Below are 20,152 nucleotides of genomic sequence, written 5' to 3'. Positions count from 1 at the left end.
AATTCCTCCTTAATATTTAGTGAATAACTAATGATTTCCCTGTCATTTCCTCTGGTTTTTCCAATCCAATTAATTCTAGTATTGTTGGTGCTAAATCTGCTAATATTCCTTCTCGTAACTTTACATCTTCTGGTCCCACTAAAATCAACGGTACTTTATTACTTGTATGGGATGTTATAGGACTGCCGTCAGTTTCATTTATTAACATCTCTGCATTTCCATGATCTGCTGTAATTAATGCTTTGCCGCCTTTTTTAGCTAGAAGCTCTATTATATCACCTAAGCAAGCATCTACAGTCTCTATGGCCTTTACTGTAGCCGGTACTATTCCTGTATGACCTACCATATCTGGATTAGCAAAGTTTAAAATAATTAAATCGTATTTATCCATATTGAGTCTATTTAATACTTCATTTTTTACCTCTATGGCACTCATTTCTGGTTGTAAATCATAAGTCGCCACCTTTGGTGATGGTATAAGTGCTCTGTCTTCATTTTTATAAGGCTCTTCTATCCCACCATTGAAGAAGAATGTTACATGGGCATATTTTTCAGTTTCAGCAATTCTCAATTGAGTTAATCCTTTATTGCTTATATATTCTCCCAATGTATTCTTTGGTGCTTCATCAGTATAGACTACATGAACATTTTCTATGGTTTTATCATATTCTGTCATGGTAACATAGAATGTATCTACTATCTTTTCTCTCTCAAAGCCATCAAAGTTTTTGTCTACAAAAGCCCTTGTAATTTGTCTGGCTCTATCTGGCCTAAAGTTAAAAAATATAATAGAGTCACCGCTATCTATAGTTCCTACAGGTTCACCTTTTTCTTTAATGACAGTAGGTATAATAAACTCATCTGTTATTCCTTCATCGTAAGAGTTATCTATTGCTATTAGAGGATTATCACTTTCTTTACCTTTACCTAGAGTAAAAGCATCATAGGCCAACTTGATCCTATCCCATCTCTTGTCTCTATCCATTGCATAATATCTCCCTGATATTGTAGCAATACGACCTACACCTATTTCATTGATCTTTTCTATTAATTCTTTTACATCTTCTTTGCCTGATGTTGGTGCTACGTCTCTGCCATCTAATATTCCATGTATATAAACATTATTGAAATCATGCTTCTTCATTAATTCTAATAATGCATATAGATGGCTATTATGACTGTGAACTCCACCTGATGAGACTAGCCCCATTAGATGAATTTTAGAGTTATTCTTTCTAGCATTTTCTATGGCTGCTAAAAACTCTCTTTTATCAAAAAAATCTCCGTCTTCAATAGATTTAGTTATCTTTGTTAAATCTTGATATATTATACGACCTGAACCTATATTTAAATGTCCAACTTCAGAATTGCCCATTTGACCATCTGGAAGACCTACTGCTAAACCAGATGCTTCCAAAGTAGTATTTGGATACTGCTCAAATAATTTGTCTATATTAGGAGTTTTAGATAGTTTTACAGCATTTCCTTCGTATACCCTTCCTATACCAAAACCATCTAGTATTATTAGCATAACTGGCGATTTATTCATATTATCCTCCAATTAAAAATTTATTAAATCTACAAAATCCTTAGCTACTAAACTAGCTCCACCGACTAAGGCACCATCTATTTCTTCTTTATCCATTAATTCCTTTATATTGCTAGGCTTTACACTTCCACCATATTGTATTCTAATGTCATTTTTCTTTTCTTCATATTTGTTTCCAATGGTTTCCCTTATGAATGCTAGCATATTATTTGCATCATCAGATGATGCAGTTTTTCCTGTACCTATTGCCCATATTGGTTCATAGGCAATTACTATATTATCTAAATCTTTTTCTTCGATACCTTCAAAGGCCTTTTCTATTTGTTTCTTTACTACATCCTTCTCTATATTAGCTTCTCTCTCATCTAAGGTTTCTCCTACACAAACTATTGGTTTAAGACCATGATTTAGAGAAGATTTTATTTTCTTATTTACAGTTTCATCTGTCTCATTGAAATATTGGCGTCTTTCAGAGTGACCAATTATTACATAATCAACTCCCAATTCCTTTAACATTTTGGGAGATATTTCTCCAGTAAAGGCTCCACTTTCTTCCCAATGCATATTTTGAGCACCTAGTTTAATTTCCGTATTTTCCAATGCCTTCTTAGCTTCAGATAGACATATAAAAGGTACACAAACTACAGCCTCCACATCTTTATTTAACTTAGAAGCCTTAATCTCCTCTATTAGCCCTAATGCCTCTTTAATAGTATTGTTCATTTTCCAATTTCCTGCGATTATAGGAGTTCGCATAATAATTACCCCCTCTTTATCTAGTGAATAACTTAAATATCTTAAAGCCTCACTCAAAATTATTTATTATCTTTCTGATATTGCATCAATTCCAGGTAAAACTTTTCCTTCCAGTAACTCTAGTGATGCTCCTCCACCTGTTGAAATATGAGTCATTTTATCTCCATATCCTGACTTTTCAACTGCTGATGCTGAATCTCCACCACCTACTATGGTTATACCCTGTGTTTCTGCCATGGCCTTTGCTATTGCATCTGTTCCTTTTTTGAAATTATCCATTTCAAATACTCCCATTGGTCCATTCCATATTACAGTCTTTGCATTTTTGATTATATCTGAGAATAATTTTATAGATTCTTCACCTATATCTAATCCCATCATATCTTCTGGAATCTCTTCTATTTTAACTGTTTTAATTTCAGTCTCATTTTTAAATTCCTTTGCAGCTACTACATCTACTGGCAACATTAATTTTACATTATTAGCATCTGCCTTTTGTAACAGGTTCTTAGCTAGATCAATTTTATCTTCTTCTAATAAGGATTTTCCAATTTCATAGCCTTGTGCTTTTAGGAAGGTGTAAGCCATACCGCCCCCAACTATTATTGTATCCACTTTATTTATAAGGTTTTCTATTACCCCTATTTTGTCAGATACCTTTGCACCGCCTAATATAGCCACAAAAGGTCTATCTGGCGATTCTAAGGCTTTACCCATAATAGATATTTCTTTTTCCACCAAGAAGCCTACAGCGGATGGTAAATGGGTAGATACACCTACATTAGATGCATGACCTCTATGTGAAGTACCGAAGGCATCATTTACATATATTTCTCCTAGGGATGCTAAATCTTTAGAGAAATTTTCTTCATTTTTTTCTTCTTCTTTTCTAAATCTAGTATTTTGAAGTAATAAAACATCTCCGTCTTCCATGGCCTCTACTTGTTTTTTTACAGTATTAGATACTACATTATCATCATCTGCAAATATTACTTCTTTATTTAATAATTCTTTAAGTCTATTGGCAACTGGTTCTAATGTATATTTTTTATTTGCTTCACCTTTTGGTCTACCTAGATGTGACATTAATATTACCTTAGCCCCTTGTTCTATTAAATAATTTATAGTGGGTAATGATGATGTTATTCTTATATCATCTGTAATATTTCCGTTTTCGTCCATTGGTACGTTAAAATCACATCTAACTAATACTCTTTTTCCTGCAAAATTAAAATCCTTTAACGATTTTTTATTTAACATATTAACACCTCTTCACCAATATTTTGATGAAGTCGGGCAATATTGCCCGACTTTTCTTTCATATTATAATTTTAAATTTAGTTTTCCTATTTAGTTGCTACTAATTTTGCAAGGTCTACTACTCTTTCAGAATAACCCCACTCATTATCATACCAAGAAACTACTTTAACCATATTATCTATAGCCATAGTTGATAATCCGTCTACAATTGATGAACGTGGATCTGCTATATAGTCTGATGATACTAGTGGCTCATCAGAGTAGCCTAATATTCCTTTTAATTCCCCTTCACTAGCTTCTTTTAAAGCTTGATTTATTTCTTCTGCTGTAGCTGGTTTTTCTAATTCAAACACTACATCTACCATAGAAACTGTAGCAACTGGTACTCTTACTGAGAAGCCATTAAGCTTTCCTTTTAATTCTGGAAGTACTAAAGCTACTGCCTTAGCAGCTCCTGTCGTTGTTGGAACAATATTTTGTGCCGCTGTTCTTGCACGTCTAAGGTCCTTATGTCTTTTATCTAGAATTTGTTGATCATTTGTATAAGCATGGATTGTAGTCATTAATCCTTTTTTAATACCAAATTTCTCAAGTATAACTTTAGCTACTGGTGCTAAACAGTTTGTTGTACATGAAGCATTTGAAATAATATGATGATTAGCTGGATCATATTTATCTTCATTTACTCCCAATACTATAGTAATATCTTCATCCTTAGCTGGTGCAGTTATGATAACTTTTTTTGCACCTGCTGTTATATGCTTAGATAGACCTTCTCTATCTCTAAATGCTCCTGTAGAGTCTATTACTAATTCAACTCCAAGGTCCTTCCAAGGTATTTCTAAAGGATCTCTGTGAGCTACTACTTTGACTTTTTTTCCATTAATAATAAATCCATCTTCAACTACTTCTAATGTACCATTGAATTTACCATACATAGTATCGTATTTAAATAAATGTGCTAAATCATTTAAGCTTCCTGATGCATTTATTGCTACTATTTCAAATTCATCCACACCATTTTCTGCATAAGCTCTTAATACGTCTCTACCTATTCTACCAAATCCACTTAATCCAACTTTCATTGACATATATACTCCTCCTATTTATTATATATTTTTTATTTATATATTTTGGCTACTATGTAGCATTACTTACTATATCTAATATTTTTCTTGCCGCAGATTCATCTGTTATTAAAGTCATATTTTCGTTTAATGTGGATACTGCAATTATTGACTCAGCCTTTTCCTCTCCACCTGCTACTCCAATAAGATTATCTAATTCCTTAAATTTTTCAAGGGATAATCCTATGGTTTTAAATTCCCAAACTTCATTTCCTTTAATATCGAAATAATGGCCAAGAGCTTCGGCTACTGCACCAGCATTAGTTAATGCGTCTATTTTTTCTTCAGATAAATTTCTTCTCTTTGCCATAGTATCTGCCCTACCAATTCCAAATACAAGGGTATTCATATTATGAATTAATTCCATAGATTCTTTAACTTCTTCATTTTTTAGCATAAGTTCTAAAGCTTTTTCTTCTAGCCCATCTGGTACATATAGAAGCCTATAGGAACCTCCTAATTTCTGACCTAGTTTTGCTGCTATGGAGTTAGATTGAGTCTCTACCTCACGTCCTAATCCTCCCCTAGCAGGTATTACTATTACATCTCTTGTTTTGTTATCAGGAGTAACTTCATCAGCTACTGCTGCCATAGTACTTCCTCCAGTAATACCTATTACCTCTTTAGATAATGTAATATCTTTTAACAGCTTAGATGTAATTTTCCCCATATCTCTTAGAACCATACTGTTTTCTGATAAACTACCAGGTGCTATAATTATTTTTTTTATTTTAAGAATTTCTCTTAATTTTTCTTCCATTTTCGGAATACCTTTCAAATTACCATAAGTTGAATGTAGGTTTGACAAAAGTTTTTTACCTTCGTCGGTTATATACATACCCATTAAATCAATGCTTAACAACCCTTGGTTCTTAAGTATTCCCACTTCGTCCCTTATGGTTCGCTCCTTAAATCCTAATTCTGTGGACAAAGCTCTTCTTCCTATAGGTTGATTATAGGAAATAGCCCTTAAAATAAGATATCTTTTTTCAATTATATCAACTATCTCTGGAGTTATCTTCTTTAGTATTTCTAGTATTTCCATATAAATCACCTTCTAATAGAAATTATTTACAATGCTGGTCATTTTAAGTCCCGGTAGTGTATTTTTTGTCCCAGTATTTTTAAAGAAATAGTAGAATAAAAATTCTACTACCCATAGTATATAATACATTTATATATTATTCAACATTAAATAAATATATTTATTTAATATCTTCTCCTCATTGATGAAGAGGGTATATTTAATTCATCTCTGTATTTTGCAACAGTTCTCCTTGAGATATTTATTCCTTGTTCCTTTAGCAGCTCAGATATTTTTTGATCACTATATGGCTTTTTATTGTTTTCATTATCTATGATTTCCTTCAAAGTAACTTTTATACTTGTAGATGACATATCACCATCTTCACTTAATATACCAGATGAGAAAAAATATTTTAATTCAAATAATCCTCTAGGAGTTTGAACATATTTACCATTTGTGGCTCTAGATATGGTAGACTCATGCATCTCCACATCTTCTGCCACATCTTTTAATGTTAGAGATTTTAGTGATTTTTCTCCTTCTATAAAAAAATCCATTTGGAACTTTAATATGGACTCTATTACTTTTCTAATAGTTGACTTTCTCTGTTCTATACTTCTAATTACCCACATTGCAGAATTAAATTTTTCGTTAAGAAAATCTATGGTATCTTTATCTCCGCCTGATTTCATAAGTTCTTTATAATAGTTGTTTATATTAAGCTTAGGGCCTGTAGAATCATTTATTATAACAATAAATTCTCCATCTACAAGTTTAATTTCAGCATCTGGTGTTATATATCTTGCATCTCCGCCTTCTCCTCTAAAAGTCCTACCTGGTTTAGGCTCCAAAGTTTTTATATAATCACAAACTTCTTGTACTTCTATAAGCTCAAGGTTTAATTCCTTGGAGATTTTTTGAATTCTATTATATCCAATATCTTCTAAATAATCTTTAATTATTATTGCAGCACAGGGATGAACATCTTTTATATCTCTTAATTGGATTAATAAACATTCTTTTAAATCTCTAGCACCTACTCCAATAGGCTCAAAGGTTTGTATAATATCTAATAGTTTTCTAACCTCTTCTATATCTGATTTCATAAAACTTGCAATTTCTTCTAAAGAAGATTTTAAATACCCATTTTCATCTATATTATATATAATATTTTCTCCAATCTTATGTTCTTTGCTTTCCAACGAAGTAAGATTTAGTTGTGATATTAGATGTTCCCTTAATGTAGGTCCATGGCTTACAAAAGATTCATAGTTATATTCTTTTATATTTTTATCTACTTGTGGCCTATAACTAATATCGTCATACTTTTCTAAATATTCTTTCCAGTCTATGTCGTTATCATCTTTATATTTATCTAGGTTTTCAAATTCTTCATTAGTACCTGCTGGTTCAAGCATAGGGTTTTCTTCTAACTCATTGGTAATATATTCTTTTAATTCTAAACTATTGAACTGTAATAATTCTATAGCTTGTCTTAATTCTGGAGTCATTATTAACTTTTGAGATTGTTCAAGGATCAAATCATAGCTAAGCCTCATAAAATTCAACCTTCCTCAATAAATTTATATTTGATTATATTATATCAGAAGTTTAACAAAGTACAAAATAAAAAAGATAAAAGTAGAATTTTCCTATCCATAATAAAAAAAGTTTCTAAAGAAGCATTAAAGTAGCTTTTTTTGAAACTCATTTAGGTCATAGCAAGTTCCTAAATAATAAAAAGATTAAAAAGTAGAACTTTTCTATTCGTTATAAAAAGACAAGGAGTTTTTATCCTTGCCTTTTTAAAGTATATAATTTAATTAGCCTTGGTTTTTCTCATAAGGAAGTCCATTAGCTTTAGGTCCATTTCCTTCTCCTACTACGAATATTAAAGCTAGTAATGTAATTACATAAGGAGTCATGGCTAATAATGTTGACGGTACTTTAACTGTTGTACCACCAAGGTAAATTGCAATACCTTGGGCTGCACCAAATAGTAGGCAAGCCCACATAGCTCCTTGAGGTTTCCATTTACCAAATATCATAGCTGCCAAAGCTATAAATCCCTGACCTGATATTAGTGTTGCCCTATAGTTTGCCACTACTGCTATACTCATTGCAGCGCCACCAAAGCCTGCAAATACTCCTGATAATATTACTGCTATATATTTTATCCTATATACATTGATACCTAATGTATCTGCTGCTCTTGGATGTTCTCCTACTGAACGAATTCTAAGACCTAGTTTTGTCTTATATAATATAAACCATACTATAAAGACTAATATAAAAGCCATAAAAACCGTTACATATTGATTAAAAATTGCGTTTCTAAAGAAGTTTATCATAGCATCTTTTATGGTTTCCACCTGTGTAATTTCAGGTAAAATATTTTTAAATGGTTGTGGCATTTTGTTATCAAGTGGTATAGGTTTAGTCATTGTTGCTCCTTCAAAGAATAATCTTGAAAGGAATAGAGCTAGTCCTGGTCCAATGAAGTTAAGTGCTATACCGGATACTATTTGATCTGCAGTAAATGTAATAGAAGCTATACCATGTAAAACAGCCATAAGTCCTCCTGCCATACCTGCTGCTAAAAATGCTAACCAAGGGTTTCCTGAATAATAACCTACTGTTGCGCCTATTAAGGCACCTATAGTCATCATACCCTCAAGACCTATATTAACTACACCTGCATTTTCAGATATAACCCCACCTAATGCCGTATATATAAGAGGTGCCGAATACATTAGAGATATTCCTATTATAATTCCTAGATTATTAATTATACTAATCAAGATTTTCACCTCTTTTTCTTCTAGTAAAAATTTTGCCAAACATTTGAAATAACTTTGGCATAGCTACAAAGAATACTATGGAACCTATAGCTATATTTATTACCTCTGATGGGGCTCCAATTAAGGAATTAAGTTTTCCACCACCATAAGTCAATCCACCAAATAATAGTCCTGCTGGTATAGTAGCTAAAGGATTATTTCCTGCAATTAAAGATACTGCCATCCCATTAAAGCCATATCCTTGAGATGCAGCAAGAATTCCTATTTGATGCTCTACTCCAAGAACTTGAGTAGCACCTGCAACACCTGATATAGCACCTGCAATCATCATAGATACTACGATATTTTTCTTAATATTTATTCCACCGTATTCAGCTGCATCCCTATTATATCCAACAGCTTTTAATTGATATCCCAATGTAGTATGTTTTAGTATATACCATACTAGTATAGCTAATAAAATTGCTATTATAAAACCGTAGTTTACTGGTGGATTTAATAATTCTCTCAAGAATTCATTGTTCTTCAAAAATGCTTTTCCTGACTCTGATACCTTCCATTGTCCTAAAAAGTTTATTTTTGCTGTATCTAATACTTTAAATGAAGCATCTGAATTTGGTCTTCTTAAAGCTGGAAAAGTTAAAAAATAGTTATTCATATATAAAGCTATCCAGTTTAGCATTATAGATGAAATTACTTCATTGATACCAAATTTTGATTTTAGTACTCCTACTATTCCTGCCCATATACCTGCTGCTAGTGCTCCTACTAGAATAGCCACTATACCATGAATTACTGGAGGCAATTTAAATAAATATCCAGCTATCATTGCAAATATTGAACCTATTATAAATTGTCCCTCTGCACCTATATTAAATAATCCTGTTTTAAAGGCAAAGGCTACTGATATACCAGTTATTATTATAGGGGTAGATCTAACTATTGTATAGGAAATATATTTGGGACTACCGAATATACCCATAAACATTACCTTATAGGCCTCTATTGGATTATACCCTGATATAAGTAAGATTATAGCTCCTACTACCAATCCTAAAAATATTGAAAATAACGTTACCATAAACTTGTTATTTTTTTTCATTATCTGCACCTCCTCCAGCCATAAGAAGGCCTAGTTTTCTCTCATCTGCATCTTTAGAATCTATTATATCTACTATTTTTCCTTCATAGATAACTGCTATTCTATCTGAAAGATTTATTATTTCTTCAAGTTCAAAGGAAATAAGAAGTACCGCTTTTCCATTATCCCTCTGTTCAATTAAATATCTATGAACATATTCAATAGCTCCAACATCTAGTCCCCTTGTTGGTTGAGCAGCAATTAATACCTCTGGGTTATTAGTCACTTCCCTGGCTATGATTACCTTTTGCTGATTACCGCCAGATAATGCTCCTGCTCTTTGGCTAGGATTATTTGGTCTTACATCAAACTTTTCTATTAATTCCTTTGAAAAGTTTTCTATAGCTCTATGATTTAACCTACCTTTTTTAGAAAAAGGTTCTTTATGGTAATTTTCCAATATCATATTTTCTGCAATTGTAAAGTCCAATACTAGACCTCTTTTTTGTCTATCTTCTGGAATATTACTTAAACCAGAATTTATTATTTCAAAAGGAGTTTTATTTGTTATATCTTTTTCATCAAGAATTACATTTCCAGATTCAATATTTCTAAGTCCCGTAATACCTTCTATTAATTCAGATTGACCATTTCCGTCTACTCCAGCAATTCCTAATATCTCTCCTGAATGAAGTTCTAATGATAGCCCATTTACTGCATTTAACTTTCTATTATCTTTTATAAGAATATCATTAATATCTAATATCTTTTTACCTCTATTTACAGGTTTTTTATCTGTAACAAAACTTACTTCTCTACCTACCATCATTTCTGCAAGGTTTTCTTCATTTACATCTTCAACCTTTACTGTATCAATCCTTTTACCTCTTCTAATGATTGTACAATAATCAGCAACTGCCTTTATCTCTTTTAATTTATGAGTAATTATAATTATAGTTTTCCCTTGATTCGCTAAGGAATGAATTATATTAATTAATTCATCAATTTCTTGAGGTGTAAGAACTGCTGTTGGCTCGTCCAATATTAGAATATCGGCACCTCTATATAAAGCCTTGAGTATCTCTACTCTTTGTTGCATACCTACAGAAATATCTTGTATCTTTGCATGGGGATCTACTAATAGTCCATATTTTTTTGAAATTTCTTCTACATTTTTAGTTGCCTTTTTTATATCCAATACAGCACCATTTGTAGTTTCCATACCTAAGATAATATTTTCTACCACTGTAAAGGTATCTACTAGCATAAAATGTTGATGAACCATTCCTATACCATTTTTTATTGCTACGTTAGGATTGGTAATGCTTACCTTCTTACCATCTATGTATATATCACCAGAAGTTGGCGTATAAAGTCCATAGAGCACATTCATTAAAGTACTTTTGCCTGCACCATTTTCACCTAATAGGGCATGGATCTCACCTTTATGGACAGTTAAATCTATATTATCATTGGCAGTAAAATCACCAAACTTTTTAGTTATATTTTTCATCTCTATTGCTTTTTTATCCATTTTTTCAGTGGTCAACAGGTTTCCCTCCTATTTAGAGTTAAACAGCTCAGACTATAGCCTGAGCTGCTTTATTTTTATTATTTTAAACCTTCTACAAATGCATCATAAGTTTCTTGATTAACTGGAACTTCTATCTTTCCATCTATAATATCTTGTTTAACTTTTTCTACTGCTTCTAAAATTTCAGCTGGAACATTTTTGCTTGATGTAGGAGCTATATCTACAGCACCATTATCTTCTAAACCGTATACTACAGTAGTACCACCTGGGAAGTTTCCTTCTTTTAATAATTTAACTATATTGTATACACCAACGTCTACACGTTTCATAGCTGAAGTTAAAACATTATCTGGAGCCATATCGTTTTGGTCTCTATCTACTCCAATTACCCATTTGTCTTGTTCTTTAGCTGCTTCAATAACACCATCGCCTACTCCACCAGCTGCATGGAATACTATGTCCATACCTTGTTGATACATATTAGTAGCTATTGATTTACCTTTAGCTGCATCTGAGAATGAATCAGCATATTGTGATAAAACTGTAATTTCTTTTCCTAATTCTTTTGCTGCATATTGAACTCCTGCTTGGTATCCATAATCAAATGCTCCAATAACTTCTCCTTCAATACCGCCAACAAAACCTAATTTGTTAGTTTCTGTCATTCTACCTGCAATGTATCCAACCAAGAAAGATGGTTGTTCTTGTTTAAATAATACTCCTACCATATTTTCTGGTGTATTTTCATAAGCGGAGTCAATTATAGCATAGTTAGTATCTGGATTTGCTTCAGCAGCTGCTAATGCAGCATCAGCTAATTTATATCCAATTCCCCAAATTAAATCGTTACCTGCATCTAATAATGTTTCGAAGTTAGGTGCATAATCTGCTTCTTGATGTGATTCTTGATATTTTACAGTAACTCCTAACTCTTTTTCTGCTTGTTGTAAACCTTCCCAAGCTGATTGGTTAAATGATTGGTCATTTACTCCACCTTCATCTGTAACCATACTAACTTTAAGGTCTGTAGCTTCTGTATCATTGTCATCTGGTGTATTAGTACCATCGGTTATTGTGCTGTTATCATCTTCTGGAGTCTTATCAGCTGCTTTACATCCTGTTAATGCAAAGGATAGAACTAATGCTAAGACTAATGATAATGCTAATAATTTTCTTTTCACTTTCATTACCCCCACTTTTTTATTTGTTATATAATACTATGTATATATAATATTATATAATTACCTTTTTAGGCAAATTAATCTACAATAACATTATAATGTATCTTCAGTTTTTTTTCAATATAAAAGCTCCAAGTTTCCTTGGAGCTTTTAATCTTAGCATGGATCAGATTCGCCTACATCATAACCAGCCTTTGCCAATGCTTTAATAGCTTCGCTTAACTTAGCTTCATTTACCATTACTATTGGTCCTGTACAACCCATTCCAGACTCAGCATAGATACCTTCTTTCCAAAGTGCTTGAACAGCATCTTCTAATTCCATAATATCTATACCATTTATAGTTCCGGTAACAGTTTCTGCTGGTGGAGCTTCTACCGTTTCTTCTTCTTTAGCTTCCACTTTTTTGGTATCTTTTGTAAGACCTTTTAATATATCTTTAAGTCCTGCTTTATTTGCCTTTTCAAATTCTTCCTTAGCAATATTAATTACATTGCCTCTTACTAAAGATGCTGCGTAACCAATTGCATTAGCCACTACTGGAGTGCCTGATGCTCTTGAAAGAATAAGAATTGTTCTATTATAATCTTCTCCAATTCCAGGGCCATATCCAAAGCCTTGTGCTTCATATGATCCACCTGTTGAGAACGATGAAAATACCTTCATTAAAAGATTACCTGTTAAAGTATCATTAATCATAATATCTGGTGTTCCTGTTAAAAGGTCATTACCTCTCATTACTGAACCGCCATCTGCTCTTCCTGATTCTGTGAAGTTAACTGGATATCCCTTGCTATTTAATTCCTTGAAAGCTCTTTCTACTTGTCTTGCACCATCAACATTTAGAATACCTACAGTTGGTTCTTTGATTCCCATAGCTTTTGCAGCTATAATACCATAGATACCATTTTTAACCATAGCTTCAACTCTATGTGGTGATGATGTTCCTGTAGTTGTAGCTAAGAACATTTCACGACCTTGTCCAGGAGTTACAACTCTACCTACTGTAGAAACTCCTATTGGGAAATTATAGTGCATAGTGATACAAGCTCCAATTTCTCCACTGTCTAGTAATTCTTCCATTTTCTTATGTTGAGCATCTTCTCCTTCAACATTGTATTGAGTAAGTTTTGAATCAACTTTTGGTCCAATTAGTACTACTTCAATGCTATTGTCTCTGGCTTGAGCCATTTCAGCACCTTTTACTATATTGTCAATTCCTAGTTCTGAGCCTGCTACTGTAATACCTACTCTAACCCTTTCTCCAAATTGACCAGTTTGCATTGCATCTGCAATATCATTAAATACTTTACCAATCATACCTTTTATATTGTTATCTGACATAGTATCACCTCTAATCTTGAAGTAGATGAGAAGCAAAATCTCTCATAGCTTCTGCTACAAGTCCTCTAACTTCTTCTTCTGATACACCTTTACCCGCATCTAACTTTCCAGTATTTTTTTCCATAACTATTGATGCCCCGTCGAATAAGTTAGTCATTCTACCTAAGAATAAGCTTCCCTTTCCTACGATCATAGTTCTATTTATTTCACCTGCTAACATTGCTTCTCTAGCGAATCCAACATATGGTGCTCCTGAAGGAATATGACCTTGAGTTGGAGCCCATCCTTCCATACCATGGTTTTGAATAAATGCATCTATACCAGTTCTTTCAATTTCGCCTCTCTTAACTCCTAGAGCTGCAATCATTTTATAGTTAGCTGTTGGAACATCTCCTGCTCCTGCTGGCTTTGTAACATCTGGGTTTTGCATTTCTACTGAATATTTATCAATATCAGTTATTTTTAATCCTGCTTTATCAAGTGGTGCCGTAACTAATGAAGTAATTACTGCCTGAGGTGATGATCCAGTACCAACTGTATGTCTACCAACTAAATCAGTTCTTAAAACTGGGTTTACTCCATCGTTTTCAGCGATTATTACTGCAAATCCACCTACAACGTCTTCTAATATAGGCATACCTTTTTTAATATGGTCTTTACCATTCATACCTAATTTAGCCGTAGATCCACCTGAAACAACCATTACTTTTTTGAAAGTACCTGCTTGAACTAGTGAAGCTGCTGAAATTAAAGCATGAGCTGGAGCCGCACAGAATCCTCTTAGGTCTGAACCTGTAGCATTTGTTAAACCAGCCATTTCAGCTATAGATTTAGCAAAGTTACCGCCACCTCTTTGGTTCATATCTCCACAAGCTTCTTCTGAACACTCTATTACATATTCTACTTCTTCTGGTTGTAGATCATTTTTAGCTAGTAAATGCCATGCTGCTAATACTCCTGAAGCTTTTGCTACAAGGTTTTCTAAAATTACATGAGCGTTTAAGTTAGCGTCCACATCGTGAGCTCTTTTTACACAACCAATTAATTTTTTATCAAAATAAAGTCCTTCTGCATCTTGTTCATTTACAAACTTTTCAATATCTGCTATATCGTGACCTTCTTTTAATTTTGCAACAAATTCATCCTTAATTAATGGATGAGCTTCTAATTTTGGTTTAACTTCTGCTGTAAACTCTTTTGATAATAACACAAGATCAAATACGTCTACTATTTTAATAAGACCTAAAAATTCATCTTGTGGCATTATTTCACCAAATTTACCATCTCTTTTTGCATCTGCTACGTCTTTATCATACCATGGTTGTTCAATTGTTTTAAGCTCAGCTGGCTTATGATTTCCAATGTACACTTGATTTGGCATATAGTTAACTGCTTCTTCAAAAGTACGTATATGATTTGGAATAGCTTTTAAATACTCTGAATTTGGATTTAAATGTTTTTCTGTTGTTTGAGTTGTACCATTGTGAATAATCATATCTGGTGTATGCACCAATACATAAGATGTTCCTTTTACTACTGAATAATTCATATGTCCACCTCCATAAATTTTGGTATGTAATTATCTGGTCTTGCTTATAACGAATAGAAAAGTTCTACTTTTCTATTTAAAACTCTTTTTTGAAGCTTTGCTTATAAAAGGGTGATAAAAAAATCACCCTTTTATAAGTCTTATTAATTATTTCTTAACATCAAATACAGTTTGCTCTGTTACTTCAGTTGTTAAAGCTTCTAATGCTCTTTCAACTAATTTTCTTCTAAGAGCTTTCTCTTCCTTAGGATCTAATTTCGGATCTCCTAATGGGTGAGGTATAGCTATAGTTGGAACTATTCTATTAGCTCCTACTGTTAATGATATTGGAACTACTGTACACATATGAACTACTGGAATACCAGCTCTCTCAACTTCTTTTACCATTGTTGCACCGCAACGTGTACAAGTGCCTCACGTAGAAGTTAAGATAACTGCGTCTACTCCATCTCTCTTCATTTCTGCAGAAAATTCCTCTGAGAATTTCTTAGAGCTTGCTACAGCAGTACCATTTCCTACTGTAGAGTAGAAATATCTGTGTAACTTTCCAATTTTTCCTTCTTTTTCCATTTCACGTAAAACGTCAACTGGAATAACTCTATCTGAATCTATATTAGCATATACTGGGTCATGTCCGCCGTGTGCTGTTTCCCATTCTCCTTCTTTAAGATCATCAACACCTTCAATGTCATATTTACCATATTTTTGTGCTGATGATGACTCAATGTGGTCAGGGTTTCCGTGTGGAACTATACCACCTGAAGTTACTATAGCTATTGTAGCTTTTGAAAGATCTTTAATAGCTGGATTTGGATCCACTCTATCAAAGTTTGGCATTGGGAATTCAGTAACAAATTCTTCTCCTGCAAGTTTCTTTACAAGCATATCAACTGCTCTTTCAGAACCTCTCTTATCAGTGAAGTAATTCTTTCTGATTCCTCTTTCTAAATATCCTTCTTCTTCTGGAGAACCTATTTCTTCACCTTTAGCTACTTTAAGTGCTAATGGTACTAGTTTTCCAACTGCATCTCTCATACCAGCAGCTGAGTTTCTTGTAGAAACAACATATACTGATTTCTTGAACATATCAGCACCTGGGTTTTCTATATACATACCAGTTACAGCTGGTATTCCCAATTCATTTTGTACAGCTTCTGTAACTGTACCTGCTGCAACTCCATATCTACCTGCGTTAAATGCTGGTCCAGCTATAACTAGATCTGGGCTATATTGTTTTATTAATTCAAGAACTTCTCTTTTTGCATCTTCTAGATTTTCACCAAAATATCCATCCCCACATATAACTGTAGCTACGATTTCAGCTTCATCTTTAAATCCTGCTTGAATAGCTAAACCAGGTCCCATTGCGCCTTCTCTAGCTTCTGGTTTGTGGTCTGCTTTTTCTTCTCCACCGATTCCAGCATAGAACTGGTTTATATAGTGGACTACTTTAATTTTCCCCATTTGTTTCCCTCCTCTCGTGTATTTCGTATCGGGATATTATTTATTTATTAAAATTTAGTAAATTCGTCTCTCATACCTTTTACTTCTGCCACTATTTCATCAACGTCAAGAACCATTTCCATCATACCGATTTGCTCATCATATACATCAGCATCTACTGATTCTTTGAATTCTGGTTCTACTGCATGATAAACTTTAAGTCCCAACGGAACTCCTGCTAATGGACCTGCGAAAGTTGGGTCTCCTGCAGTAACTGTTTCAGCTGCTAATCCTGCTGATTCAGCTTCTGCTCCACCGATTAATACTAGCATATTTTCTGCTCCGTATTTTTCAGTTAAATCTTTAACCCTTTTTTGATTTTCTAAGTCCATTGCGCCTGCAGCCGTTCAGACAAAACATTCTGTTGCTGAAAATACTACTTCTGCAGGAGTGGTTTTTATACATTCTTCCATAGCTGGTCCTGGTATACCATCTCTGTCACCGATAATGATAACTTTTGTGTTTTCATTAAATATTGACATTTGTCCACTTCCTTTCTTATTTTTTAGCATATAATTTATTTTTTTACATATATATTATTAATTTAGAATCCTCTTGCTGACATTTTGTTGAAGCCTACTTCATTAGTTGCTCCAGTAATAGCTTGGATTTCTACAGTAATTGTACCGTCAGCTGCTAAGCTTCCGTCAAATCCTCCTGCTATGATGTCAACATAATCTAAAGTACCAATTACTTTATCCATTGGTGGTAATACGATTACTTCGTTAGCATTACCTCCTGTAACTACTGCATTAGCTGAAGGGTCAGCATCTGCTAGAGATTGGCTGGCACCATCTCTACCTGCGTACTCATCAGTAATGATTACAGTTTTGATACCTTTAGCTTCTATTTTCTTAGTATTCATTATAAGGTCTGTATCTGGGTTACCAAATCCTTCTTGTGAAATTATAACTCCATCAAGTCCTAGGTATTCAGCAAGTTTAGCTGACCAGTTTGATGATCTTTCTTTATCAGCTAGGTAAACGTTTTCGTTTGTGATTATAACACCTACGAAATTAAGTGTTTTACCGTGAGCTGCTAAAAGGTCATGAATAACTGGGTTATTCATTTGATGGTAAGTTGTATTCTTATCACAAGCAGATACACAGTTACCACTTACAATTGCACCGTCCATAATTTCAGTTGGGTACATTATAGTTGGTACTATTTGTTTAGCATCTACTCCGTATACATAAGTATCATGAAGTAATCCTTGAGTTTGAAGCATTTGAACATATCCTACCTTTGGAAGATTAGGATACTTCTTAATTCCTTCTAACAATGTATCTACTTCAAATACCTCTACTGTATCTGGAGCTAATGTTTTTGCTGTTTCTGCAAGATAAGCAGCAGCTTTAAATCCAGCAAATCTAACAGCTTTCTCATGATCGTGTTGCTTTAATCCTTCTATTGGTTCACATTTCATAACTAAGTTTATAGTTTTTGAAAATGGAGTATATTCTGCTCCTGGTCCTGTCATATCTACAATACCTTCTTGGAAACCAACGATTTTACCAGTTGTCATTACTGTACAACCTTTTAAAACATTAGTTTTTCCTGAACCTACAACATCAACCTTTGATAATATTCCTGGGAAAACCCCTCCTGGACCTTCAACCTTAACTCTTGGCTCAACTACGTCCTTAACAGGTGTAATTCTAATACTTTCACCAGGTTTTGCAATTTCAACGTCTACTGATGCAAGGTGCTCGTCTTCTGTAATTAAGTTGATTAATTCTTCTTTATTTACAGTTAGCACCCCGTTTTCAAGTTTGGTTTCACTACCAAATTGAACATCTTTAATTAGCACATGGCCTAATTCCAGACGCATAAAATTCACCTCCTCTTATTTTAGCAAATATCTATATCTTAATTCTCAGCACAAGGGCCAGAACTAAAATCAATGTAATTTAATTAATTAGATGTATTTTTTAATTAATTCTTCTACTGATTCTTTTGTAGCATCATCTGCTACTACTGCATCTATTCTTTCACCATCTTTGTAAATAGCAATTACAGGTAATCCCATAACTTTTTGTCCAATTGCAAGTCTTCTTGCTTTAGTAATATCTAATGATGAAAATTTGATTTTGTCACCATATTGTTCTTCATAAGCATGAATATGTGGCATAAGCGCTTTACATGGTTCACAAGTTGGTCCCCAGTAATCTACCAAAACATATCCTTCTGCTTGTAATACTTCTGCTTCAAAATTATCTTTATTTAGCTCTAACATATTTATTATACCTCCTAAATTTAATTTTAGTCACAACTAGTCTTCAAAATGCTCATTTATATATTTTTCAGCTTGAACAGCTGCTATTGCTCCATCTGCTGTTGCAGTTACTACTTGTCTAAGTGATTTAACTCTGTTGTCTCCAGCAGCAAATACTCCTGGTACGTTAGTATTCATATTATCGTCAGTTTTTATATACCCATCTTCCATGTTAATTATTCCATCAAATAATTTTGTTGCTGGGTTATATCCTACGAATACGAATACTCCAAATGTTCCATCATCTTCGTCTGCGAATATTTCTTTTTCTTCACCTGTTTTAACATTTTTAACTATCATTGATTCAAGAATACCATCACCTTTTAATTCAGTAATAGTAGTATCCCACATAAAGTTCATTTTTTCGTTCTTAAATGCTTTTTCTTGGATTGACTTAGCTGCTCTAAGCTCGTCTCTTCTATGAACGATAGTAACTTTTCTAGCGAATTTTGTTAAGTACATAGCTTCTTCAACTGCTGAATCGCCACCACCTACTACGAACACTTCTAAGTCTTCAAAGAAAGCTGCATCACATGTAGCGCAGTATGAAACTCCTCTACCTGTTAATTCTTTTTCTCCCGGACAACCTATTGGTTTTGGTGTAGCACCTGTTGCAATAATAACAGTCTTAGCTTGGTATTCTTCTTTTGCACCTTTTAAAACTTTTATTTTTCCTTCAATTTCTACTGATTTAATTTCATCGTTTACTTTTTTAGCACCAAACTCATTTACTTGCTCTACCATTCTTGCGATTAAAGATGGACCACTTGCATTTTCAATGGAACCCGGATAGTTAGCAACTTCATCAGTTGTAGCTATTTGTCCTCCATCTCCATCTTTTTCGATGATTAAAGTATTAAGTCTTGCTCTAGATGCATAAAGACCTGCTGCTAATCCTGCAGGACCTGCTCCTACGATTATTACATCATAAATCATTTGTTTTCCTCCCTTATATATTTTTTATGTAGTTCTCTAATATTGCATTTTTGCCAAATAAAGCTGATAATATTCCTATTTTTCACTTATAAGAGGAATATTATTGATTTTACATTAAGCACATCACCCTAATTATAGGCATATGAACTTAAAAAATCAACATTTTTTTTACGTTTGCTGCTAGGGTTTTTATTTAAAAAAAAACAGAATAAATAGGTCTATTGGGCCT

17 protein-coding genes are annotated in these 20,152 nt (G+C 33.3%); all 17 read right to left on the bottom strand.

Annotated elements, in window-relative coordinates; all coding sequences use genetic code 11:
- Positions 1–16 precede the first annotated feature (16 nt).
- On the bottom strand, positions 17–1,549 hold the full coding sequence (gene gpmI / locus RBU61_RS03810; protein ID WP_308878234.1) for a 2,3-bisphosphoglycerate-independent phosphoglycerate mutase: 1,533 nt from the start codon (positions 1,547–1,549) through the stop codon (positions 17–19).
- Between the two features lie 12 nt (positions 1,550–1,561).
- Positions 1,562–2,305 carry a triose-phosphate isomerase gene (gene tpiA, locus RBU61_RS03805; RefSeq protein ID WP_308878232.1) on the bottom strand — a complete coding sequence of 248 codons (744 nt, stop codon included), beginning with the start codon at positions 2,303–2,305 and terminating at the stop codon, positions 1,562–1,564.
- A 66-nt stretch (positions 2,306–2,371) separates the two neighbouring features.
- Complete coding sequence (gene pgk / locus RBU61_RS03800) at positions 2,372–3,565, bottom strand: phosphoglycerate kinase (RefSeq protein WP_308878230.1); 1,194 nt, start codon at positions 3,563–3,565, stop codon at positions 2,372–2,374.
- A gap of 86 nt (positions 3,566–3,651) precedes the next feature.
- Positions 3,652–4,656, bottom strand: coding sequence for a type I glyceraldehyde-3-phosphate dehydrogenase (gap, locus tag RBU61_RS03795; protein ID WP_308878229.1), 1,005 nt, complete (start codon positions 4,654–4,656; stop codon positions 3,652–3,654).
- 49 nt (positions 4,657–4,705) lie between these two features.
- A complete protein-coding gene (locus tag RBU61_RS03790; RefSeq protein ID WP_308878228.1) occupies positions 4,706–5,737 on the bottom strand; it encodes a sugar-binding domain-containing protein in 1,032 nt (343 codons plus the stop codon).
- 164 nt (positions 5,738–5,901) lie between these two features.
- Complete coding sequence (rpoN, locus tag RBU61_RS03785) at positions 5,902–7,278, bottom strand: RNA polymerase factor sigma-54 (protein WP_308878227.1); 1,377 nt, start codon at positions 7,276–7,278, stop codon at positions 5,902–5,904.
- A gap of 264 nt (positions 7,279–7,542) precedes the next feature.
- On the bottom strand, positions 7,543–8,520 hold the full coding sequence (locus RBU61_RS03780) for an ABC transporter permease (RefSeq protein WP_374212479.1): 978 nt from the start codon (positions 8,518–8,520) through the stop codon (positions 7,543–7,545).
- Positions 8,513–9,622 (bottom strand): ABC transporter permease, encoded by a 1,110-nt coding sequence (locus RBU61_RS03775; protein ID WP_308878226.1) that lies wholly within the window; start codon positions 9,620–9,622, stop codon positions 8,513–8,515. The genes RBU61_RS03780 and RBU61_RS03775 overlap by 8 nt, the downstream gene beginning before the upstream one ends.
- Complete coding sequence (locus RBU61_RS03770) at positions 9,609–11,135, bottom strand: ABC transporter ATP-binding protein (protein ID WP_308879758.1); 1,527 nt, start codon at positions 11,133–11,135, stop codon at positions 9,609–9,611. The genes RBU61_RS03775 and RBU61_RS03770 overlap by 14 nt, the downstream gene beginning before the upstream one ends.
- Positions 11,136–11,212: 77 nt before the next feature.
- Complete coding sequence (locus RBU61_RS03765) at positions 11,213–12,322, bottom strand: BMP family ABC transporter substrate-binding protein (protein WP_308878225.1); 1,110 nt, start codon at positions 12,320–12,322, stop codon at positions 11,213–11,215.
- Between the two features lie 150 nt (positions 12,323–12,472).
- Positions 12,473–13,660, bottom strand: coding sequence for a glycine/sarcosine/betaine reductase complex component C subunit alpha (gene grdD, locus RBU61_RS03760; protein WP_308878224.1), 1,188 nt, complete (start codon positions 13,658–13,660; stop codon positions 12,473–12,475).
- A 10-nt stretch (positions 13,661–13,670) separates the two neighbouring features.
- Entirely contained in the window at positions 13,671–15,209 is a 1,539-nt protein-coding gene (gene grdC, locus RBU61_RS03755) for a glycine/sarcosine/betaine reductase complex component C subunit beta (RefSeq protein WP_308878223.1), read from the bottom strand.
- Positions 15,210–15,356: 147 nt separating this feature from the next.
- Positions 15,357–16,673 (bottom strand): glycine reductase complex selenoprotein B, encoded by a 1,317-nt coding sequence (gene grdB / locus RBU61_RS03750; protein WP_308878222.1) that lies wholly within the window; start codon positions 16,671–16,673, stop codon positions 15,357–15,359.
- A 47-nt stretch (positions 16,674–16,720) separates the two neighbouring features.
- Positions 16,721–17,194: a glycine/sarcosine/betaine reductase complex selenoprotein A gene (gene grdA / locus RBU61_RS03745; RefSeq protein ID WP_308878221.1), complete on the bottom strand. Its 474-nt coding sequence runs from the start codon at positions 17,192–17,194 to the stop codon at positions 16,721–16,723.
- A 62-nt stretch (positions 17,195–17,256) separates the two neighbouring features.
- On the bottom strand, positions 17,257–18,543 hold the full coding sequence (locus RBU61_RS03740; RefSeq protein WP_308878220.1) for a glycine/sarcosine/betaine reductase component B subunit: 1,287 nt from the start codon (positions 18,541–18,543) through the stop codon (positions 17,257–17,259).
- A gap of 87 nt (positions 18,544–18,630) precedes the next feature.
- The gene (locus tag RBU61_RS03735; protein ID WP_308878219.1) at positions 18,631–18,948 is read right to left on the bottom strand and encodes a thioredoxin domain-containing protein; all 318 of its coding nucleotides are present in this window, start codon (positions 18,946–18,948) and stop codon (positions 18,631–18,633) included.
- A 36-nt stretch (positions 18,949–18,984) separates the two neighbouring features.
- On the bottom strand, positions 18,985–19,923 hold the full coding sequence (trxB, locus tag RBU61_RS03730; protein WP_308878218.1) for a thioredoxin-disulfide reductase: 939 nt from the start codon (positions 19,921–19,923) through the stop codon (positions 18,985–18,987).
- Between the last annotated feature and the right edge of the window lie 229 nt (positions 19,924–20,152).

Origin of the sequence: Tissierella sp. MB52-C2 (assembly GCF_030931715.1) — a bacterium.
Lineage (GTDB): Bacteria > Bacillota > Clostridia > Tissierellales > Tissierellaceae > Tissierella.
The sequence above is the reverse complement of the archived record's forward strand: the minus strand, read 5'-3'. Positions and strand labels throughout refer to the sequence as shown.

Coding starts and splice junctions, on each gene's coding strand:
- gpmI (WP_308878234.1), bottom strand. CDS start 1,549: ATGAATAAATCGCCAGTTATGCTAATAATACTAGATGGTTTTGGTATA.
- tpiA (WP_308878232.1), bottom strand. CDS start 2,305: ATGCGAACTCCTATAATCGCAGGAAATTGGAAAATGAACAATACTATT.
- pgk (WP_308878230.1), bottom strand. CDS start 3,565: ATGTTAAATAAAAAATCGTTAAAGGATTTTAATTTTGCAGGAAAAAGA.
- gap (WP_308878229.1), bottom strand. CDS start 4,656: ATGTCAATGAAAGTTGGATTAAGTGGATTTGGTAGAATAGGTAGAGAC.
- RBU61_RS03790 (WP_308878228.1), bottom strand. CDS start 5,737: ATGGAAATACTAGAAATACTAAAGAAGATAACTCCAGAGATAGTTGAT.
- rpoN (WP_308878227.1), bottom strand. CDS start 7,278: ATGAGGCTTAGCTATGATTTGATCCTTGAACAATCTCAAAAGTTAATA.
- RBU61_RS03775 (WP_308878226.1), bottom strand. CDS start 9,622: ATGAAAAAAAATAACAAGTTTATGGTAACGTTATTTTCAATATTTTTA.
- RBU61_RS03770 (WP_308879758.1), bottom strand. CDS start 11,135: ATGGATAAAAAAGCAATAGAGATGAAAAATATAACTAAAAAGTTTGGT.
- RBU61_RS03765 (WP_308878225.1), bottom strand. CDS start 12,322: ATGAAAGTGAAAAGAAAATTATTAGCATTATCATTAGTCTTAGCATTA.
- grdD (WP_308878224.1), bottom strand. CDS start 13,660: ATGTCAGATAACAATATAAAAGGTATGATTGGTAAAGTATTTAATGAT.
- grdC (WP_308878223.1), bottom strand. CDS start 15,209: ATGAATTATTCAGTAGTAAAAGGAACATCTTATGTATTGGTGCATACA.
- RBU61_RS03740 (WP_308878220.1), bottom strand. CDS start 18,543: ATGCGTCTGGAATTAGGCCATGTGCTAATTAAAGATGTTCAATTTGGT.
- RBU61_RS03735 (WP_308878219.1), bottom strand. CDS start 18,948: ATGTTAGAGCTAAATAAAGATAATTTTGAAGCAGAAGTATTACAAGCA.
- trxB (WP_308878218.1), bottom strand. CDS start 19,923: ATGATTTATGATGTAATAATCGTAGGAGCAGGTCCTGCAGGATTAGCA.